Source organism: Actinokineospora alba, from assembly GCF_004362515.1.
Classification (GTDB): domain Bacteria; phylum Actinomycetota; class Actinomycetes; order Mycobacteriales; family Pseudonocardiaceae; genus Actinokineospora; species Actinokineospora alba.
On the sequence record NZ_SNXU01000001.1, the window covers coordinates 4,573,771 to 4,594,001 of the forward strand.

Consider the following 20,231-nt stretch of genomic DNA (forward strand, 5'->3'; position numbering starts at 1 on the left):
CACCCCGATCATGGGTTAGTTGACACATGTCAAGTTTCACGGTCATAGTTGGCACGTGTCAACTATGTGAGGGAGCAGTAGTGATCAGCGCGCAGGACGAGGAACTCCACGTTCCAGGCTCAGCGGCCCATTGGCAGGAGAGTTACTACTTCAACTGGGCCGATCTCGACGGCGGTTCGTTCGGCTTGGCCCGCATCGGGTTCCACGACCGCGGCACCCGCGCCGACGGCGTGTTGATCACCATGCGCGACGGAAAGGTCGAGTACGTGTACCCGGCGATCGGCGTCAAGGCCGCCCCGGGCCAGAGCGCGCGGACCGGCCTGCGCGCGGGCGGACTCGCCTTCACCATGCGGGAGCCGCAACGCCGGTGGGACATCACCCTCGACGCCGGAGCCAAGGTCGACCTCGCCTGGGAGGCGACCACACCGGTCCATGACTTCCATCAGGGCGGGCAGCTCGGCGACGTCGCCGCGGAGCACTTCGAGCAGGCGGGCAAGGTCTCCGGCACGTTCTCCCACAACGGAGTGGACCGCGAGATCTCCGGGTTCGGCCACCGGGACAAGTCCTGGGGCGTGCGGAACTGGGCCGGAATCCGCGGCTGGGAATGGATTTCCGCCCAGTTCGGCGCCGGATTCGCCTTCAACGTCACCATCGGGGTCGTCGACGGCAAGCCCGTCCACAACGGCTTCGTCCACCGCGACGGCGTCAACCGCGCGCTCGTGCGCGCCACGGTCGACTACCAGTGGAGCCGCAGGAAACACGTGCCGGTGGGGGCTCGCATCGACTTCACCGACACCGAAGGGGAGACCTACCGGGTGACCGCCGCGGCCCTCGCGCAGGTGCCGCTGGTCAAGAAGGGCCTGTTCATCCAGGAAACGCACGCGTCGTTCGGCGTCGTCGTCGACGGGGCGCCGCTGCGCGGCATCGGCGTCATGGAACACGCCTGGCACGCGGGACTGGTCAGGTCGGTGGCGCGGCTTGGGCAGCTCGCCCCGGTCCTGGCCCTGGCCGTGCGCGGGAGGCGCGCGTGATCGAGAGACTCTCCGCATCGACCCCGATCGACCCCGCTCGGATCGGCGGCAAGGGCGCCGGACTCGTCCGGCTGCTGTGTGCGCGCCTCGACGTGCCCGAGGCGTGGGTCATCCCCGCGTCGGTCTCCCGCAACCCCGAGGCCCGCGCGGCGCTGTTCGACGGCCTGCTCGTCGACTGGTGGGAGGAGGCGAGCGAGGCGCACCCAGGATCGCGCTGGGCGGTGCGCAGCTCCGCTGTCGCCGAGGACTTGGCGGAGGCATCGTTCGCGGGCGTCTATCAGACCGTCCTCGGAGTCGACTCCTACGACGCGCTGAGCGCCGCGATCCGCGAGTGCTGGCAGGCGCTCGACGACGACCGGGCCAAGGTGTACCGCGACGGCAAGGGCATCGACGGCGGTGGCGGAATCGCTTTGGTCCTGCAGCGGCTGCTCGCGCCGACGACCGCGGGCGTGCTGCTGACCACCGACCCGCGCAAGCCGTTCGCGCCCGACATCGTGATCGACGCGTCGTGGGGTCTCGGCGAGTCGGTGGTGTCCGGCAAGGCCGACCCGGACCAGTTCGTGCTCGACCGCGCCACCGGCGCGATCCGCACCGTCCACATCGGAGCCAAGCAGGTGGAGCTCACCTGGGACGGCGAGCGGGAGGTCGACGCCGACCGACAGACAGCGCGTTGTCTCAGCGATGACGACGTGGCGGGGCTGTACGCCATGGCGACCCAGGTCGAGTCGGCCATCGGTTCGCGCCGCGACCTGGAGTGGGCCATCGAGGACGGCCGGGTCTACGCGCTGCAGGACCGGCCCATCACCGGCCTGCCGAGTGCGACCCCGGACAACGTCTGGAGCAGGCGCTTCGGCGACGAGTACCTCTCGGAGTACGCGCTGCCGCTGTCGATCGACCTGCTGGTGAAGTGGATCGAGGACGGTTTCGTCATCGAGATGGCGCGACTGCAGAAGCGACCCGATTTGCTGCGACGCAAAGCATTGCGCACCCACAACGGCTATGCGTACTTCAGTGGTGACTACCTGATGCGGATGCTGGCGGCGTTCCCTGTCTCGCTGCGCGCCAACGCCGCCAGCGAGTGGTACACCCCGTTGTGGCGGCAGAAGATCGACGCCCAGCCGTTCAAGCCGATGATGTTGGCCAACGCCATGCTCGCGCCTTACCGCGACCGGGGCCGCGGCTCGATGGGGAAGAATCCGGAGGCGTTGCGCACGCACTGCGAGACCATCGACACCACCATCGTCCCGTTGCTCGGCCAGGACTACACCGCGCTCACCGCGCGGGAGTGGCGGCGCCAGTACGACGAGGTCAACGAGTTGGGGCTCAACCACTTCCGGGTGGTGCGCTGGGGAATGGGCCAGTACAACCCGATGCTGCACGGCGTGCTGGAGACGCTGCTCCGCAAGTGGGCCGGCGACGAGCACGGAGAGCTTTACCAGGCGATCATCGGCGGCCTCTCGGACACCAGGACCGCGGAGCTCAACCGCGAGATCTGGGACCTGGCAAGACTTGCCTCCGGCGACGGACACCTCACCGAGGTCCTGCGCGGCGACACCACCTACCCCGCCTCCCGGGAGAAAACCGTTGGCGCGACCGAGTTCTGGTCCGCATTCGACGCCTTCCTCACCAGGCACGGGCACCGGTCGTCGAGCCGCGAGATCTCCGCGCTCCGATGGAACGAGTCGCCGGACCTGGTGCTCGGGTTCGTCCAGGCCCAGTTGCGCTGCGACCCGTTCCCGGAGGACCCGCGCCGGACCTCGGCGCGGGCCAAGCAGCGACAGGAGCAGGCGCTCGCCACGGCACAGCAGCGAGCCGGGCGTGCCTTGCGCAAGTCGTTGCTGCGCAAGGTGAGCGCGCGGACGCAGCTGTTCACCAGTTACCGGGAGAACCAGCGCTACCACCTCGACTACCTGACGTCGCACATCCGGCTGTTGGTGTTGGAACAGGGCCGCAGGCTCACCGAACGGGGCATCCTGACCGAGCCGTTCGACGTCTTCTACCTCACCGGTGAGGAGTTCTTCCGCCTCATTGACGAGACAGTGGACGAGATCGTCGAGGCCGCGGACGTCTCGGCGCTGCTCGCCGAGCGGCGGCGCCACCACCAGGTGCACAAGGACCGCCGCCCGGCGACGTTCCTGTTCGACGACGTCGAGACCGAGGGCGAGGTCGACCAGCCGACCGACGCCGGCGGCGACGGCCTGCGCGGGCTCGGCGCGTCACGCGGGGTCGCGAAGGGACCGGCCAGGGCGGTCACCAGCCTGGCCGACCTGGCCACCGTCAAGCCGGGCGACATCCTGGTCGCGAACAACATCGACCCCGGGTGGACCAGCGTGTTCCCGCTGATCGCCGGGCTCGTCACCGAGACCGGCGGGGTGCTCAGCCACGGCGCGATCCTCGCCAGGGAGTACGGCATCCCGACGGTGACCGGCGTCAAGGACGCGGTGGACAAGCTCGAATCCGGCAGCATCGTCGAAGTCGACGGCTCGGCAGGGGCAGTCCGAGTGCTGCCGTAGGGCGGTGGCGGCGCGGGGCACCCCGCGCCGCCCACCCGCGGCATCCCCAAGCCCCGAACAGTGTTGGATAACATCACCTCGATGCGACCACGCCTGGTAAGCGACGAAGTCCTCCTCGACGCCGCGCTGCTCGCCTTCGCCGAGCTCGGCTATGAAGGCGCGTCGGTGCGCGCCCTGTGCAGGCGCCTCGACATCAGCCACAACACGCTCAACCAGCGGTTCGGGTCCAAGGACCAGCTCTGGCACGCCGCGGTCGACCACGGCTTCAAACACTTGGTGGGCGAGCTGCTCAGCGCCGTCACCGAAGCGGGCACTGACCCGTTCGACCAATTGCGCGCCTCCGCGCTGCGCTTCCTGGCGACCACGCGGGCCAACCCCGGGCTGATCCAGATCATCAACCAGGAATCCGCCCGACCCGGCGGCTCGCGCTATGAGTACCTGTTCCACCGCTACATCGCGCCGATCAACGAACTCGGCCTGCGCCCCCTGCGCCAGTTGCAGGCCGAGGGGGTGGTCCGACCGGGCCCGGTGTCGACCATCTTCTTCTACCTCACCACCTACGGCCTCGGCCTGATGGGCAGCCACCCGGAGTCGTTCGCTTCCCTCGGTGACAAGGATGTCGACCAGGAACAGGCCGCGGCGCAGGCTGTCGAGATGGTGCTCGACAGCCTGCGCGCGCGTTGACGGATCAGAAACCGCCCGGTTCGTACTGCACCGGGTTGATCTCGGTGTAGCCCTTGCCGGTGACGGCCGAGCCGTTGATCGTGCCCGTCACGGTCGAGGCGCCCTCCCAGTAGTCGACGTCGGGAATCGACGAGCGCACTTCCTGGTCCTTGCGCTTGGGCAGGATCGTCAGCGCCCCACCGGGGACCGTGACAGTCCAGCCGCTGGAGTAGGTGCGGCCGCTGTGCGGGCTCGTCCAGAAGCCCAGTGGCGTCATCGTCAGTGCCGCGGGGTCGAGTTGGACGGTCTGGCCGTTGGGCTTGATCAGGGTGCCGACCTTCTGCACGTAGGCGCCGGACGCGCCCTTGATCAGGTAGATCATGTACTCGTTGCCGTTGTCGAGTTGCACGCTGTACCAGTCCCAGCCGCCGTAGGCCGAGTCGCCGCCGAACCACTGGTGGTCCGACCACGCCTTGCCGCCGGTGATGGTGACCGGCACGCCGTGGTCGTACAGGGTGCCGCCGACGTTGAGGTTGGTCCACGAGTAGTACGCCGAGTCCGCCCACGGGCCGTACTCGATGACGCCGTCGCCGCCGTGCCAGGCGACCGGCTTGTTCGTGGTGGTGGTCAGGTCGAAGACGTACTCGCCGTCCTCGAGGTTGCCCTTGATCGTGTGGTTGCCGTCCTTGCCGGTCAGCCGCCAGCTGTCGATCCCGACGTCGAACCCGCCGCCTGAGGGGTTGCTCGGGTAGCCGATCGTGTTCTTCGTCGAGAAGGTGAAGGTGTCCCTGGTCAGGTCGGTGACCGCCAGGTGGTGGGCGTAGCCGTCCGGCCAGCAGCACCACGAGCCGACGCCGTTCTTGAAGAACGTGGACTCGAAGCCGTACTCGTGGACACCGCCCGACGGGTCGACGCCGGTCAGGTGACCGGTCACGTACCACCACTCGTAGCGGATGTCGTGGGCGCCTTCGTTGGCGGGCATCGCGAAGCCGACCTGCGCCGCGGCGGCCGTGGGCGGCACGGCTGCCATGCCCGCGACCAGGGCCAGCGATGCGCACGCGGCGAACAACCGCCTGCGTGTGACTTGAATGACCTTCATCGGTCGTCCTTCCGTACCGGGAGATGGTGACACGAGGCCCCTTAATTGACAGTTGTCAAGCTAAGGTGAGCGAACGCTCGACTTCAAGTCGCGTTCTTAACCTCCAGGAGGTCTGATCGTCATGGACCCGCACCGTCGGCCCCACCAGCGCAAGCAGCCCCAGCAGCAACGATCACAAGCGATGGTGCGCCGCATCCTCGACGGAGGTGCTCGCGTTCTGGAGCGGCACGGGTACGCCGGGGCCTCCACGAACAAGATCGCCGCCGAGGCGGGGGTCAGCCCGGGGTCGCTCTACTACTACTTCCCGGACAAGGACGCTGTCGTCCGGTTGGTCCTCGAACGGTTCCTTGTCGAACTGACGACCATGCTCAACCGCCCGCTGGGTGCGCTGCGGCATGACAGCAGGTCGATGTTCGAGGACTACGCCAACGCCGCGATCGATGTGCTCGAGCAGAACCGGCGGCTGCTCGACGTGCTGGTCAACGAGGTGCCGCGGCTCGGTCCCGCGCATTCTCGGGAGGTGCTCGACCAGAAACTGCTCGATCGGCTCCGGCTCGCCTTCACCATGATCGGCAGCCCGTTTGACGGCGACGAGTTCGAGGCGCGCTGCTGGGCCGCGGCGCAGCTGTGCCTGACCCTTCCGGTCCGCTACGTCCTGGCCGGGCCGTCGTTCTCGCGCGGACGATTCGTCGCCACGCTCGGCGATCTGCTCGGCGCCCTGGCCGGAGTCGGGGACCTGTCGCCGAATGAGGGCGTTCCGCTGGGAACCATGTGACAGTGACGAACCGGCCGTGCGACCGACCGTCACCTAAGGGGACCGTGACGGCGGCCGACCACGGTAACCCGCAGCCCGCACCGTCACGCGCCAGGTGACCAGAACCTAGAAATTCCGGGGTGGCGGGCTAGTAGCATTGCAACATATCGCATTGCATTGTTACAGTCGTGGGGCCATCACGCGGAGGTAGGAACCATGGCCGACAGGCAACAGCAGGCGTACCAGGACGAAGCACTGGCCATTCGTGCCCGCGACGTGTCCTTCGACTGGACCGGCGTGCCGACCGAGTACATCCCCGGTCACCCGTACGCCACGCACTTCTGGAACGTCATGCACCTCGTCCTGCCCGAGGGCGAGCGCGCCATGGCCGACGTCCTGGGCCGGGCGCTGCCGCGGATCGAGGACCCGCGACTGCGGGAGGAGTTGCTCGGCTTCATCGGCCAGGAGGAGACCCACGCCAGTTCGCATGAGTCCTTCCGGGTCCACCTGGCCGACAACGGCGTCGACATCCCGAAGATCATGCGGCTGATGGAGTTCGTCATGGACAAGGTCTTCGGCGACCACGGCCTGACCGGTCGCGCCGGGGAGGCCTGGTTCCGCGAGCGGCTGGGCCTCTACGCCGCGGCCGAGCATTTCACCGCGACGGTCGGCGAGTGGCTGCTCGACAACCGCCGGTTCGACGAGCTCGGCGTGGACCCGACCATGCTCGACCTGCTCCGCTGGCACGGCGCGGAGGAGATGGAGCACCGCAATGTGGCCTACGACGTCTTCCAGTACGTCGACGGCAGCTATGCCCGCCGGGTGCGCACCGCGATCCTCGCCTCGGCGGGACTGCTGGTCCTCTGGCTCTACACGTCCGCCTGGATGTACGCCAACGACCCGACGGTGACCAAGCACCGGTGGACCTGGCCGCTGGCGTTCGTCAAGGACGTCCGTCGTGGCCTGATCCCGGGGCTCCGGTTCGTCTTCAAGGAGATCCCGCAGTACCTCCGCCCCAGTTTCCACCCCTCCCAGATGGGCCCGATCGACAAGGGCCTGCGCTACCTCGCGCAGTCTCCAGCGGCCCACGGCGCCAGGGCATGAGCGAGGCGAGCACAGGCGCGACCCATGCGCCGTCGCGAACGCTGCGGGCGCTGGCCCGGGGTGCGCGGGCGTACTCCAGGGTGTTCGCCGCGAGTGCCGCGGCGCCGTACCTCTCCAGGTCGAAACCCGTGCGCCGCAACGGATTCGACCTGGACCTGGTCGTCTCCTCGATCGCCGCCGAGGCCGAGGACGTCGTCAGCTTTACGCTGCGCCGCCCGGATGGCGGCGCCCTCCCGGCCTGGATTCCCGGCGCCCATCTCGACGTCTTCCTGCCCTCGGGGATTCAGCGGCAGTACTCCCTGTGCGGCGACCCCGCGGACCGCGGCTGCTATCGCATCGCGGTGCGCCGCATCGACGGTGGCGGCGGCGGGTCGGTGGCGATGCACAGCGAGGTCGGCGAGGGCGACGTCCTCACCGTCCGCGGTCCCCGCAACGCCTTCACCTTCATCGACGTGGAGTCCTACCTGTTCATCGCGGGCGGAATCGGGATCACGCCGATCCTGCCGATGGTGCGCGAGGCCGCCCGCCGAGGCGCGGACTGGACCCTGGTCTACGTCGGCCGCTCCCTGGCCACGATGCCCTTCGTCGCCGAGCTTGAGGCGATCGGCGGGGGACGGCTGGAGTTGCGCCCGGACGACGAGTGCGGCGTGCCCGACGCGGCCGACCTGGTTCGGCCCGCCAAGCCGGGCGCGGCGGTCTACGTCTGCGGTCCGCCGCCGCTCATCGAGGCCGCACGCGCCGTCCAGCCGTCGCTCAACCCGACCGGATCGCTGCACAGCGAACGATTCTCGGCCCCGCCGGTCGTCGGCGGCAGACCGTTCGACGTGCACCTCGCGCGCTCCGGCGTGACCCTCGCCGTCGGCGCGGACGAATCCGCGCTGGCCGCCATCCGCCGGGCGGTGCCCGCGGTCCGCTACTCCTGTCAGCAGGGTTTCTGCGGCAGTTGCAAGCACCGGGTGCTCGACGGGGGAGTGGAGCACCGCGACACCAAGCTGCGGCCCGCCGAGCGGGAGACCGACATGCTCATCTGCGTCTCCCGGGCCGCGGGCGACCGCCTCACCCTCGACCTGTGAGCCGGAGGACTTCCATGACCCAGCATGTCCGCGTGGCCATTGTCGGCGCCGGATTCGGCGGCCTGGGTGCGGCCATCCGCCTCAAACAGGAGGGTATCGACGACTTCGTCGTGCTCGAACGCGCGCAGGAGGTCGGCGGCACCTGGCAGATCAACAACTACCCGGGTGCGCAGTGCGACGTGCCGTCGCTGATCTACTCCTACTCCTTCGCGCCCAACCCGGACTGGAGTCGGCTCTACCCGCTGCAGGCGGAGCTCAAGGAGTACCTGCACCGCTGTGCCACCGACTTCGCTGTGCTGCCCCACGTTCGGTTCTCGACCGAGGTCACCGATGCCTCCTGGGACGACGACGCCTGCCGGTGGCGGATCTCGACCAGCACCGGGGACCTGACCGCCCAGGTGCTGATCGGCGCCATCGGACCCTTCAGCGCGCCATCGATCCCGGACCTGCCGGGGCTCGAACGGTTCCGCGGCAAGGTGTTCCACTCGCAGGCATGGGACCACGACCACGACCTCACCGGCGAACGAGTCGGTGTGATCGGCACCGGCGCGTCGGCCGTGCAGTTCATTCCGCGAGTGCAGCCGCTGGCAGGGCGGTTGAGTGTCTTCCAGCGCACGCCCATCTGGGTGCTGCCGCACCCCGACCGCCCGGTGGGTGCGTTGACCCGTCGCCTCTACCGGCACCTGCCGCGCGCCCAGGCCGCCGCCCGCAAAGCCTGGGCGCTCACCTTCGAGGCGCTCGTTCCGGGCTTCATCCACGAGCCGCGACTGCAGAAACCCCTGGAGTGGCTGGCCAGGGCGCTGCTCACCCGGCAGGTCAAGGACCCGGACCTGCGAGCCAGGCTCACGCCGTCCTACGCCGTCGGATGCAAGCGGCCCACGTTCTCCAACGCGTACTACCCGGCGCTCACCGCGCCGAACACTACGGTGGTCACCGACGGGATCGTCGAGGTGACCGAGCAGGGCATCGTCACCGCGGACGGCACCGAGCACCAGCTCGACACGATCATCTTTGGCACCGGGTTCCGGATGACCGACCACCCTGGCTTCGACCTGATCCACGGCCGCGACGGCACCAGCGTCGCCGACCAGTGGCGGGCAGGCGAGATGGCCGCTTACCTGGGCACCACCATCCACAACTTCCCGAACCTGTTCCTGCTCCTGGGCCCCAACTCCGGCGTCTACACCTCGGCGGTGATCACCATCGAAGACCAGGTGCGGTACATCGTCGACGCTCTGCGGGAGATGCGACGGTGCGACCTGGCCGGGATCGAGGTCACGGCCGAGGCGGAGCAGTCCTTTGTGGAGTGGGCGGACCGGGGTCTGAGGCGCTCGGTCTTCCTCACCGGTGGCTGCCACAGCTACTACCTGAGTCGGAGCGGGCGCAACTTCACCCACTACCCGGGTTTCTCGGCAGGCTTTCGGGCCCGCACCGCCAAGATCGACCTCGACGACTACACCGTACGCCGAGCGGAACCCTCCATTGAGGAGGTTCGGGCATGAGGCGGCCGACTTACGACGTGCGCGACAAGGTCGTGCTGATCACCGGCGCCGGGCAGGGCATCGGTCTGGCCCTGGCCAAGCGGCTGCACGCCCAGGGTGCGCGGGTGGCGCTCGTCGATGTCAACGAGGCGGCCCTCGCGCGGGCGTCCCTGGGTGAGGATCGGGTCTTCATCGCCACCGCGGATGTGACCGACCGGGCCGCGATGGCCGACGCGGTGAGCAGGGTGATCGACCATCACGGTCGCCTCGACGTGGTCGTCGCCAACGCGGGCGTGACCCCGTCGCCCGCGACGATCAGGACCATGGACCTCGCCGACTACGACCGGGTCGTCGCGATCAACCAGACCGGTGTCCTCAACACGGTGCGGCCCGCGCTGGAGGCGGTCATCGCCTCGGGCGGGCACGTCGTCGTCGTGGCCTCGTGCGCCGCGTTCTCGCCGGGCGTGGGCGGTGTCGCCTACATGTCCACCAAGGCGGCGGCCGAGCAGATCGGCCGCGCGCTGAAGCTGGAGTTGGCTCCCCACGGCGCCACCGCCGGTGTGGCGTACTTCGGTTTCGTGGACACGCCGCTGGCGACCGCGACCCTGGACGACGACCCGATCGGCCGCAGGCTCGACGAACTGCTCGGCTGGCCGCTGAACCATCGGATCACCGCCGACGCCGCGGCCGCCTCGATCGCCGAGGGTATCGCCGACCGGGCGGGCACGACGATCGCCCCGGCCCGGTGGCTGCCCTATTCGCTGTTTCGTGGCGTCATCAACGCCGCCGTGGACCGGGTCCTGGCCAAGGACCGACGCGTGCACCAGCTGATCCGCGACCTTGAGGCACGTCAGAAGTCCGCGCGGTGACGCGCCACCAAAGGCCGAGCCTGACCAGCGGGCTCGTGGCGGTGTGTGGCAGGCGCATCGTCCGACCGCGGATCGACACCGTCCGGCTCGAAGGCACCCAACTGCGCTATCTGCGCGCGGCCATCACCATCGCCGGGGTACTCGCCGGGTGGCCCGGCACCGCAAAGATCCAGCCACTGCGGACAGCGCGGTTCGCAGGCGAGTGGGTGCGGGCCCGCAACGCGCGGCCGATCGCCGCCGGAGTGGTCCTCTACCTCCACGGCGGCGGCTACGTCGCCTCGTCGCCACGCGCCTACCGGTGTGTCACCGGGCCGCTCTCCCGGCTGACCGCACTGCCGGTGCTCGCGGTCGCCTACCGCCGCGCGCCCGAACACCCGTATCCGGCGGCACTCGACGACGCCCTCGCGGCCTACGAATGGTTGCTGGGCCAAGGACATCGGCCGGAGCGCATCGCGGTCGCGGGCGATTCCGCCGGTGGCCACCTGGCGGTCGGGCTGCTGACGACCTTGGCCCAGCGGCGAAGCGCGCTGCCCGCCGCGGTGACGCTGTTCTCCCCGCTGCTCGACCCCACGCTCACCGACGCGATCCGCCGCGACGCGGTCCGACCCGACCCGGTGATGACCCCGACCTTCGCCGCCCGGTGCTCCGCGGCGTTTCACCCCGGTGGGGACTTCGCCGACCCGCGGCTATCGCCGTTGACCGCGACTCTCGCCGTGCTGCGCCGATTCCCGCCGATCCTGACCCAGGTCGGCGGCACCGAGTGTTTCGCCGGGGACTCCGAGCGCCTGCACGAGCGACTGGACCGGGCAGGCGTCGCCAACCGGCTGTTCGTGGTGCGCGGCCAGGTGCACTCCTACGTCACGCTCCAGCGGCTGGTGCCCGAGGCGCGCCTGGCACTGCTTCGAGCGGCGATCTTCGTCCGCTCCCACTTGGGCGACGCAAACGCCCGAACCTGCTGTCATCCGGCCGGGGAGTGCGCTCCGGTGACGATCGGCACGAGGTAGGTGCGGGCGAACTGCACCAAGTCGGCCTCGTTGTCGAGGGGGATGTGGCCTCGCGGGGTGACGATGAACGAGTGCGCGAGCCGCACCATGACTTCGGCCCGGGCGGGATAGTCGTCCGCGGGGGGCAGCAGCTTCTCCCGGACGGCCTGTTCGAGCATCTCCACGGTCCCCGCGACGGCGATCTGGATGAGCGCGGTCCCCTCGGTGGTCATTTTGGGCAGCGACGTCTCCGGTTCCAGTCGCCGCAGGCGGTTGATCAGGGTGTGGGTCCACAGGCGGTGCACCACGGTGGCGAAGGCGACCGCGATGCGATCGGCGGCGGTGGCCGACTTGCTCGCCGTGTCGAACACGGCCGCGAAGATCCGTCGCGCCTCCCGGGCGTTCACCGCTTCGACGACGTCGCTCTTGGAGCCGAGCCGCCGGTAGACGGTGACCCGGTCGACACCCGCGCGGCGGGCGATGTCCTCCAGCGTCGTACGCCGGATGCCCACGTCCTCGAACAGCGCGAGGGCGGCGTCGAGGATGCGTTCCGTGGAGTCAGTGGCACTGGTCGTCACCCGCACCACTCTACGGACCGGGCGCAACAATCCGCCAATTATGTTGCAATTCTGGATGCAACATTGCAACACATAAAGTTGCATCGTACTGTTCCGGATGTGGCAGTGCCGACTTCCGAGGAGCCTTCGATGACCGACCGGCCGAGCACCCTGTGTGAAGCTTTTCAGCGCACGGCTGCCGTCGCCCCCGACGCTGTCGCCCTGCGCACCCCCGGCGATGTCGAGACGCTGACCTGGCGCGAGTACGCCGAACAGGTGCGCCAGGTCGCCGCGGGCCTGGCCGCACTGGGAATCGGGCGAGGTGACGCCGTCGCGCTGATGATGTCCAACCGGGTCGAGTTCTACCCCCTGGAAGTCGGGGCGCAGCACGTCGGCGCGACGTCGTTCTCGGTCTACAACACCCTTGCCGCGGACCAGTTGAAGTACGTCTTCGGCAACGCGGGCAACCGGTTGGTGTTCTGCGAGGCCCAGTACGTCGAGCGGATCCGTTCCAGTGGCGCGGAAATCGACCACATCGTTGTTGTTGACGGAGCCGCCGAAGGCGCGATGACTGTCGCGGAACTGGTCGCGCGCGGCGCGGCCGACTACGACTTCGACGCGGGCTGGCAGGCCGTGCGGCCCGACGACATCGCCACCCTGATCTACACCTCGGGCACCACCGGCAACCCCAAGGGCGTGGAGTCCACCCACGCGAACCTGATGTACGAGGCGTACGCGTTCGCGGAGGTCCTCGACGTCGAGTTCGGCGACCGGATCACCTCCTTCATGCCGACCGCGCACATCGCCGACCGGTTCACCGCCCTGTACCTGCAGGAGGTGTTCGGCACCCAGGTCACCACCGTCGCCGACCCGCGCCAGATCGCCGCCGCGCTGCCCGACACGCGCCCGACGTTCTGGGGCGCGGTCCCGCGTGTGTGGGAGAAGCTGAAGCTGGCCATCGAGTTCGGTGTGGCCGCCGAGCAGGACGAAACCCGCAAGCAGGGCTTGCTGTGGGCGCTCTCGGTCGCGGCCAAGAAGGGCGCGGCCGACCTCGCGGGCGAGCAGCTGTCCGACGAGGTCGCCGCCGAGTGGGCCAAGGCCGACCAGCTGGTGCTTTCGCTGCTGCGCAAGAAGATCGGCCTGGACGAGGTGCGCTGGGCGATGTCCGGCGCCGCGCCGATCCCGCCGGAGACCCTCGGCTTCTTCGCCGGTCTCGGCATCCCGATCGCCGAGATCTGGGGCATGTCGGAGCTGACCTGTGTGGCCAGCGCCGCGCACCCACGCGACGCCAAGCTCGGCGCGGTCGGCAGGCTGCTGCCCGGCATGGAGGGCAAGATCGCCGAAGACGGCGAGTTCCTCATCCGCGGACCGCTGCTGATGAAGGGCTACCGCAAGGAGCCGGAGAAGACCGCCGAGGCGATCGACGCCGAGGGCTGGCTGCACACCGGCGACATCATCACGATGGACGACGCGGGCTTCCTGCGGGTGGTCGACCGCAAGAAGGAACTGATCATCAGCTCGTCGGGCAAGAACCTGTCGCCCGCGAACATCGAGAACACGATCAAGGCGGCGGCGCCGCTGGTGGGCGCGCTCACCGCGATCGGCGACAACCGGCCCTACATCACCGCGCTGATCGTGCTCGACCTCGACGGCGCCGCCGCCTACGCCGCGCAGCGCGGGCTCACCGACGCCACCGCCGAGGCCCTGGCCGTCGACGCCGACGTCATCGCCCGGATCAGCGCCGGTGTCGCGGCGGGCAACGAGAAGCTGTCGCGGGTCGAGCAGATCAAGCGATTCATGATCCTGCCGACGTTCTGGGAGCCGGGCGGCGACGAGCTGACCCTGACCATGAAGCTGCGCCGCAAGCCGATCTCCGCCAAGTACGGCCCGCAGATCGATGCCCTCTACGCCGACGAGCCAGGTGACGGCGTACACGAGGCCGTGGCCGCGGAGAGTCGGTAGCGGCGATGACCCGTTGGTACCCGCTGAAAGCTGCCGCCGGTGACGCCGTGGGGACCGCGGCGACTCGACACCTGCACGTCGTCGAGCTCGCCGCGCCGCCCGCCGCGGTCTGGTCGGCACTGACCGCGCCCGACACGCTCGTGTCGTGGTCGCCGCTGATCACCGGCGTCGAATGGCGCACCCCCCGCCCATTCGGCGTCGGCACCACCCGTGTGGTGACACTCGGGCCGGGTCTCGTCTCGTTGCGGGAACGGTTCTACCGCTGGGAAGAAGGCAAGCGGATGACGTTCTCCGTCGAGGCCGCGACCCGGCCCCTGTTCACCACGTTCGGCGAGGATCTGCGTCTTGACGAGACCCTCGCCGGAACCCGGCTCACGTGGACCTTCGCCTACTCCGGTGTCCCGGCGTTGCACCAGGCCTTGAAGCTGGGCGCTCCGCTGACCGGACGTCTTTTGGGCGGCATCGCGCAGGGCATCCGCAAAGTGGTCGAACCGAGTATGCGGAAGGGTGTTGCCCGATGACCAAAGCCCAGGTCCGCCTCCCCAAGGTCGCGACGCCGCCGATGTTCGAGGTGTGCGACCCGGCGACCGGCGAAGTCATCGCGAGCTACCCCGAGCACGGTGTCGCCGACGTCACGGCCGCTGTGGCCGCGGCGAGGGCGGCGGCGCCCGCGTGGGTCGCGCTGGGTTTCGCCGACCGCGGCAGGCTGCTCGACCGCTGGCGGGGCGAGATCGCCCGTGGCGCCGACACCCTCGCCCGACTGATGAACGCCGAGGTCGGCAAGCCGGTGTCGGACGCCAGGCTTGAGATCGTGATGGCGCTGCAGCACTTGGCATGGGCCAGCAAGAACGCGGGAGCCGTCCTCGGCCGCAGGCGGATGCCGAGTGACCTGATGACCATCAACCAGGCGGCGACGCTGGAGTACCCGCCGCTGGGCGTGGTCGGGGTCATCGGTCCGTGGAACTACCCGGTGTTCACGCCGCTCGGCTCGCTGTCGTTCGCGCTCGCCGCGGGCAACGCGGTCGTGTTCAAGCCCAGCGAGTTCTCCCCGGGGGTGGGGGAGTGGCTGGTCCGGGCGTTCGAGCGCGCCGTGCCGGAACACCCGGTGCTGCGCCTGGTCACCGGGTCGGGCGCGACCGGGGCGGCGCTGTGCGAGTCCGGTGTGGACAAGATCGGCTTCACCGGCTCGACCGCGACCGGCAAGAAAGTCATGGCGGCCTGCGCGCGATCCCTGACACCCGTGCTGATGGAGTGCGGCGGCAAGGACGCGCTCGTCGTCGATGTCGACGCCGACCTCGACGCCGCGGCGGACGCGGCGGTGTGGGGCGCGCTGTCGAACGCGGGCCAGACTTGCCTTGGCGTGGAACGGGTCTACGTGCACGAGTTGGTCTACGACCAGTTTCTCGACCGGGTCCTGGCGGCGGCCAAGGACGTGCGCGCGGGCTCGGATGCGGGCGCGAAGATCGGCCCGATCACCATGCCCAGCCAGGTCGCGGTCATCCGCGCGCACATCGAGGACGCCCTTGAGCGCGGTGGCCGCGCGGTGCTCGGCGGTCTCGACACCTTCGACAGCCAGTTCGTCCAGCCGACGATCCTGGTCGACGTGCCGGAGGACGCGCTCGCTGTCACCGAGGAGACCTTTGGGCCGACGATGACCATCGCCAAGGTCGACGACATGGACCAGGCCGTCGAGTTGGTCAACGCCAGCCGCTACCACCTCGGCGTCACGATCTTCGCGCGCAGGCGCGGCAGTGAGATCGCCGGCCGGATCCGTGCAGGCGGCGTCGCGGTCAACGCGTTCGTCGCGTACGCCACGATCCCGACCCTGCCGCTGGGCGGTGTCGGCGAGTCCGGCTTCGGCCGGGTGCACGGTCCGGACGGGCTGCGCGAGTTCACCTACCCGAAAGCCGTGACCAGGCAGCGGTTCCCGTCCCCGCTCGCGCTGACCACGTTCGCCCGCACCGAGTTCACCGATCGCATCGTCAGGGTGCTGACAACCCTGTTGCACGGGAGAATCCGGTGACGGCACCAGATCCATCGACTGGAAAGGCAGGCCCCGGCGTGTCACTGCGAAGTGTGCGGTCGCCCTGGATGGACGACGAGCTGACCGCCGTGCGCGAACTCGCACGCACCTACTTCACCAAGGAGGTGGCGCCGCACCAGGACCGATTCATCGAGCAGGGCCACCCGGACCGCGAGTTGTATGCGCGCGCGGGTGAGCTGGGCCTGAACTGCATGTCCATCCCCGAGGAGTACGGGGGCGGCGGCGGGACGTTCGCCAGCGAGATCGTGCTGATCGAGGAGCAGGTCCGCGCGGGCGATCAGGCGATGGGCTTCGTCGTGCACGCGGGCATCGTGGCGCACTACCTCAACGCCTACGCCTCGCATGAGCAGAAGCTGCGGTGGCTGCCGAAGCTCGCGAGTGGACAGTGGGTCGGGTCCATCGCGATGACCGAGCCCGGCACCGGGTCGGACCTGCAGGCCATCGCCACCCGCGCGGCCAAGGACGGCGACGACTACGTCATCAGCGGCGCCAAGACGTTCATCACCAACGGTGCCCTGTGCGACCTGGTGATCATCGCCTGCAAGACCGGCGACGCGGCGGGTGCGGCCGGGTTGAGTCTGATCGTAGCCGAGGTCGGCGACGACACCCCCGGTTTCCAGCGCGGCCGGATCCTGCACAAGATCGGCAACCAGGGCCAGGACACCGCCGAGCTGTTCTTCGACGGACTCCGCGTGCCCCAGGCGAACCTGCTCGGCCCGGCCGAGGGCAAGGGCTTCATCCAGCTCATGGAGCAGCTTCCGCAGGAGCGGCTGCTGACCGGCACGCTGGCCGTGGCGTCCATGGAGGTCGCCGTCGACCTGACCGTCGAGTACGCCAAGTCGCGCGAGATATTCGGCAAGCCGCTGTTCGTCATGCAGAACACCAGGTTCGAGCTCGCCGAGTGCGCCACCATCACCACGATCGGCCGCACCTTCCTCGACGACTGCATCGGCAAACACCTGCGCGGCGAACTCGACGTCACCACCGCCGCGATGGTCAAGTACTGGCTCACCGACCGGCAGGGCGAGGTCGCCGACCGCTGCCTGCAACTGTTCGGCGGCTACGGGTACATGGACGAGTACCCGATCGCCCGCATCTACACCGGCGCCCGCGTCATGCGCATCCTCGCCGGGGCCAACGAGGTCATGAAAGACCTGATCGCCCGCTCGCTGTGAGTCCAAGGAGTGCCATGACTTTCGAGGCCATCACGTACGCGGTGGAGGACGGGATCGCCACGATCACCCTCAACCGGCCCGCCGCCCGCAACGGATACACGATCCGGATGGCGAACGAACTCCCCGAGGCGTTCGCCGCCGCGGACGCCGATGACGACGTTCGCGTCGTGGTGATCAACGCCAACGGCAAGGACTTCTGCGTCGGCATGGACCTCACCGAGGGCGGCGACGACTTCACCGCCGCCGACTGGGTGGAACCCGCCTCCCGCGCGACCCGGCCGTTGTCGCGGATGAACAAGCCGGTAATCGCCGCCATCCACGGTGCCGCGGTCGGGGTCGGCTCCACCCTGACCTTGCCCGCCGACATCCGGATCGCGGCGTCCGACGCCCGCTTCGGTTTCGTCTTCGCCCGCCGGGGCTTGTTTCCCGAGGGTGGCTCGACCTGGTTCCTGCCAAGGATTGTCGGGCTCGCGCGGGCGCAGGAGTGGATGCTCACCGGTCGGCTGATCCCGGCGACCGAAGCGCTCGCGGCCGGGCTGGTGTCCCAGGTGGTCGAGCCGGAAGCGCTGCTGGACAAAGCCTATGAGATCGCACGCGACCTCATCGCCAACACCGCCCCAGTGGCCACGGCGGTCATTCGCCGGACGCTGCTGCACATGCAGGGCGAGGACTCCCCGGAAGCGGCCTTCCAGCTCGACTCGAAGCTGATCGCGCACGCGTTCGCGAGCCCGGACTCGCTGGAGGGCATCACGGCGTTCCTGCAGAAGCGGGCACCGAAGTTTCCCGGCACGGTGCCCGCCGACCTGCCTGCGTTCCTCCCGTGGCGGGCCCCAGTGTCCCAAGCAGACTGACCGCTAGGCGGGGCGGTAGTCGGTGGTTGTGGTGCCGGTCCACCGTTTGAACGCGCGGTAGAAGGCGCTGACCTCCGAGAAGCCGAGCAGGGCGGCGATGTCGCTCACCGGTTCGTCGCACGCGAGTCGGGTGATCGCGGCGTCGCGCAGGATCTGCTCGCGGATGCGTCCGGTGGAGGTGCCCAATTCTTGCAGTCGCCTGCGCAGCGTCGCCTGGCTGATGCCGAGGCGGTCGGCCAGTTCCCCCGGGGTGGGCAGGTCCGTCCCGACCCGCTGTTCGATCATGCGCCGCACCTGGTCGGCGGCGGTCAACGTCACCGACCGCCGGGTCAGCAGGTCGACAGCGGGTTCGCTCAGCAAGCCGTAAAGGCTTCGCTCGTCCCGGATGACCGGCCTGGCGAGTTCCTTCTCGTCGAACCACAGCACCGACTCCGCGGCGCCGAATGACGAAGCGCACCCGAAGGCGTGGTGGTAGAGGGCGGCGTACGCGGGCCTCGGATAGGTGAATGACGCCGAGGTCAGGTAGATCCGAGCCCCGACAAGCCATTCGGCGAAGCGGTGGATGGAGCACATGACCACCTCCGCGAGGAAGTGGTCTTCGTCGTCGGTGCCGCGCAGGTCGAACTCCAGGCCCGCGTGCCCGTCGGCCCGCACGAGGCGGACGTAGGGCCCGGTCGGGAACATCCGCAGGAAGCGCCGCATCCGTCGCAGCGCGTCGCCGAGGTCCTGCGCGGCAACCAGCGTCAGGCCCATGGTGGCGAAGGACCCGACCGGCCGGGGCAACGCGGCCCGGCCGAGCGACTCGTCGTCGAGCGTGCGCACGACCTCGCTGAACAGGCTCTGCCCCTGCTCTCTGGTCATGCGGGCGTGCGGCGAGGAGAGCAACGGCTGGGGAATCCCGGCCCGCTTGACCGCCAACGCCACATCGAGGTCGGCGCGACGCAACCCGTACAGCATGGAGTGCGCGTAGCGGATCGGGATCGTCGTGGCCATGGCGCGCTCCAATCGTCCTATGAGGTCGCTGTGTGTTCAACGAGCGGGCCGGTCCCAGGACGCGGTTGAGCGTGCTGGTCATAGAAAGCGCGCACGCGTGTCATGTCGTCACGGCGATCGGTCTCCTACTGTTCGACTGCACGCCACGGTGAACTCGATGACCTTGCCGTTGCCGGGATTCGGGAGGTACTGACGTGTTTCTCCGGAGTTCGCCATGAGCACCCACCAGAAGTCGTGGGTCGACTTCCCCGGGATCGGCGCCCTGCGCCAGACCGGCCGCTTGGCCCTGCTCGCCGTGGAAGTGCTCCGGCTGGTGCCGCGCCGGCCGTTCCAGACGCGCGAGTTCATCCAGCAGTGCTGGTTCTTCGCCAGTGTGACCGTGCTGCCGACCGCGCTGGTCGCCATCCCGTTCGGCGCGGTCATCTCCCTGCAACTGGGCGCGCTGACCTCGCAGATCGGCGCCCAGTCCTTCACCGGCGCCGCCGCCGGCCTGGCCATCGTCCAGCAGGCGGCTCCCTTGGTGACGGCGCTGCTCGTGGCGGGGGCGGGCGGGTCCGCGGTGACGGCCGACCTAGGCGCCCGGACCATCCGCGAGGAGATCGACGCGATGCAGGTGTTGGGGGTCAACCCGATCCAGCGTCTGGTCGTGCCGCGGGTGTTGGCCGCGGTCGTGATCGCCGTGCTGCTCAACGGGTTGGTCAGCGTGGTCGGCGTCGCGGGTGGCTACTTCTTCAACGTCGTCATGCAGGGCGGCACCCCGGGCGCCTATCTCGCCAGCTTCAACATGCTCACGCAGTTGCCGGACCTGTGGATCAGTGAGTTCAAAGCGGTGCTGTACGGGTTCGCCGCCGGGGTGGTCGCGGCCTACCGCGGCCTGAATCCGTCCGCGGGCCCGAAAGGCGTCGGTGACGCGGTCAACCAGGCCGTGGTGATCACCTTCCTGCTGCTGTTCCTGGTCAACGTCGTCATCACCGGGATCTACCTGCAGGTCGTCCCACCGAAGGGGATGTGAGTCGATGACCCAGCCGACCGTGTCCAAGGCCCGTGAATCGGTGGCCGCGGCGGTGGCCAAGCCGGCG

18 protein-coding genes are annotated in these 20,231 nt (G+C 69.2%); 15 read left to right on the plus strand and 3 right to left on the minus strand.

The features are described 5' to 3' along the window. Nucleotides 1–80: 80 nt before the first annotated feature. The 3 genes from C8E96_RS21150 (at nucleotide 81) to C8E96_RS21160 (ending at nucleotide 4,228) form a co-directional block, all read left to right on the plus strand. Nucleotides 81–1,031, plus strand: coding sequence for a DUF7064 domain-containing protein (locus C8E96_RS21150; RefSeq protein WP_091375160.1), 951 nt, complete (start codon nucleotides 81–83; stop codon nucleotides 1,029–1,031). Beyond that, nucleotides 1,028–3,544, plus strand: coding sequence for a PEP/pyruvate-binding domain-containing protein (locus tag C8E96_RS21155; RefSeq protein WP_091375163.1), 2,517 nt, complete (start codon nucleotides 1,028–1,030; stop codon nucleotides 3,542–3,544). Before C8E96_RS21150 ends, C8E96_RS21155 begins: the two co-directional genes overlap by 4 nt. Nucleotides 3,545–3,625: 81 nt before the next feature. Beyond that, on the plus strand, nucleotides 3,626–4,228 hold the full coding sequence (locus tag C8E96_RS21160) for a TetR/AcrR family transcriptional regulator (RefSeq protein WP_091375164.1): 603 nt from the start codon (nucleotides 3,626–3,628) through the stop codon (nucleotides 4,226–4,228). Nucleotides 4,229–4,232: 4 nt separating this feature from the next. Here the strand turns inward: C8E96_RS21160 and C8E96_RS21165 are convergent, their stop codons facing one another. Continuing rightward, nucleotides 4,233–5,306: a lipocalin family protein gene (locus C8E96_RS21165; RefSeq protein ID WP_091375167.1), complete on the minus strand. Its 1,074-nt coding sequence runs from the start codon at nucleotides 5,304–5,306 to the stop codon at nucleotides 4,233–4,235. 121 nt (nucleotides 5,307–5,427) lie between these two features. On the opposite strand from C8E96_RS21165, the gene C8E96_RS21170 reads away from it, so the two are divergent. The 6 genes from C8E96_RS21170 to C8E96_RS21195 all read left to right on the plus strand — a co-directional run bounded on the left by C8E96_RS21170 (nucleotide 5,428) and on the right by C8E96_RS21195 (nucleotide 11,591). Further along, nucleotides 5,428–6,081 carry a TetR/AcrR family transcriptional regulator gene (locus C8E96_RS21170; protein ID WP_228769903.1) on the plus strand — a complete coding sequence of 218 codons (654 nt, stop codon included), beginning with the start codon at nucleotides 5,428–5,430 and terminating at the stop codon, nucleotides 6,079–6,081. Between the two features lie 195 nt (nucleotides 6,082–6,276). Beyond that, entirely contained in the window at nucleotides 6,277–7,164 is an 888-nt protein-coding gene (locus C8E96_RS21175; RefSeq protein WP_091375172.1) for a metal-dependent hydrolase, read from the plus strand. Beyond that, nucleotides 7,161–8,237: a PDR/VanB family oxidoreductase gene (locus C8E96_RS21180; protein WP_091375175.1), complete on the plus strand. Its 1,077-nt coding sequence runs from the start codon at nucleotides 7,161–7,163 to the stop codon at nucleotides 8,235–8,237. Before C8E96_RS21175 ends, C8E96_RS21180 begins: the two co-directional genes overlap by 4 nt. A gap of 14 nt (nucleotides 8,238–8,251) precedes the next feature. Further along, entirely contained in the window at nucleotides 8,252–9,739 is a 1,488-nt protein-coding gene (locus tag C8E96_RS21185) for a flavin-containing monooxygenase (RefSeq protein WP_091375178.1), read from the plus strand. Continuing rightward, a complete protein-coding gene (locus tag C8E96_RS21190) occupies nucleotides 9,736–10,587 on the plus strand; it encodes a short-chain dehydrogenase/reductase (protein ID WP_091375181.1) in 852 nt (283 codons plus the stop codon). The genes C8E96_RS21185 and C8E96_RS21190 overlap by 4 nt, the downstream gene beginning before the upstream one ends. Then, on the plus strand, nucleotides 10,584–11,591 hold the full coding sequence (locus C8E96_RS21195) for an alpha/beta hydrolase fold domain-containing protein (RefSeq protein WP_091375182.1): 1,008 nt from the start codon (nucleotides 10,584–10,586) through the stop codon (nucleotides 11,589–11,591). The genes C8E96_RS21190 and C8E96_RS21195 overlap by 4 nt, the downstream gene beginning before the upstream one ends. Here C8E96_RS21195 and C8E96_RS21200 read toward each other — a convergent pair. Then, nucleotides 11,546–12,148 carry a TetR/AcrR family transcriptional regulator gene (locus C8E96_RS21200; protein WP_091375671.1) on the minus strand — a complete coding sequence of 201 codons (603 nt, stop codon included), beginning with the start codon at nucleotides 12,146–12,148 and terminating at the stop codon, nucleotides 11,546–11,548. The two genes, C8E96_RS21195 and C8E96_RS21200, sit on opposite strands and share 46 nt — an antisense overlap. A gap of 129 nt (nucleotides 12,149–12,277) precedes the next feature. Here C8E96_RS21200 and fadD11 point away from each other — a divergent pair, with 129 nt between their 5' ends. The 5 genes from fadD11 (at nucleotide 12,278) to C8E96_RS21225 (ending at nucleotide 18,159) form a co-directional block, all read left to right on the plus strand. Beyond that, entirely contained in the window at nucleotides 12,278–14,089 is a 1,812-nt protein-coding gene (gene fadD11 / locus C8E96_RS21205) for a fatty acid--CoA ligase FadD11 (RefSeq protein ID WP_091375185.1), read from the plus strand. Between the two features lie 5 nt (nucleotides 14,090–14,094). Further along, the gene (locus tag C8E96_RS21210) at nucleotides 14,095–14,610 is read left to right on the plus strand and encodes an SRPBCC family protein (protein WP_091375187.1); all 516 of its coding nucleotides are present in this window, start codon (nucleotides 14,095–14,097) and stop codon (nucleotides 14,608–14,610) included. Next, on the plus strand, nucleotides 14,607–16,112 hold the full coding sequence (locus C8E96_RS21215) for an aldehyde dehydrogenase family protein (RefSeq protein ID WP_407642644.1): 1,506 nt from the start codon (nucleotides 14,607–14,609) through the stop codon (nucleotides 16,110–16,112). The genes C8E96_RS21210 and C8E96_RS21215 overlap by 4 nt, the downstream gene beginning before the upstream one ends. 68 nt (nucleotides 16,113–16,180) lie before the next feature. After that, nucleotides 16,181–17,308, plus strand: a complete 1,128-nt coding sequence (locus tag C8E96_RS21220; RefSeq protein WP_091375190.1) for an acyl-CoA dehydrogenase family protein — start codon at nucleotides 16,181–16,183, stop codon at nucleotides 17,306–17,308. 14 nt (nucleotides 17,309–17,322) lie between these two features. Next, nucleotides 17,323–18,159: an enoyl-CoA hydratase-related protein gene (locus C8E96_RS21225; RefSeq protein WP_091375193.1), complete on the plus strand. Its 837-nt coding sequence runs from the start codon at nucleotides 17,323–17,325 to the stop codon at nucleotides 18,157–18,159. Nucleotides 18,160–18,162: 3 nt separating this feature from the next. Here the strand turns inward: C8E96_RS21225 and C8E96_RS21230 are convergent, their stop codons facing one another. Beyond that, the gene (locus C8E96_RS21230) at nucleotides 18,163–19,152 is read right to left on the minus strand and encodes an AraC family transcriptional regulator (RefSeq protein WP_091375195.1); all 990 of its coding nucleotides are present in this window, start codon (nucleotides 19,150–19,152) and stop codon (nucleotides 18,163–18,165) included. Nucleotides 19,153–19,366: 214 nt separating this feature from the next. Here C8E96_RS21230 and C8E96_RS21235 point away from each other — a divergent pair, with 214 nt between their 5' ends. Next, nucleotides 19,367–20,164: an MlaE family ABC transporter permease gene (locus C8E96_RS21235; protein WP_091375198.1), complete on the plus strand. Its 798-nt coding sequence runs from the start codon at nucleotides 19,367–19,369 to the stop codon at nucleotides 20,162–20,164. Nucleotides 20,165–20,231 lie beyond the last annotated feature (67 nt).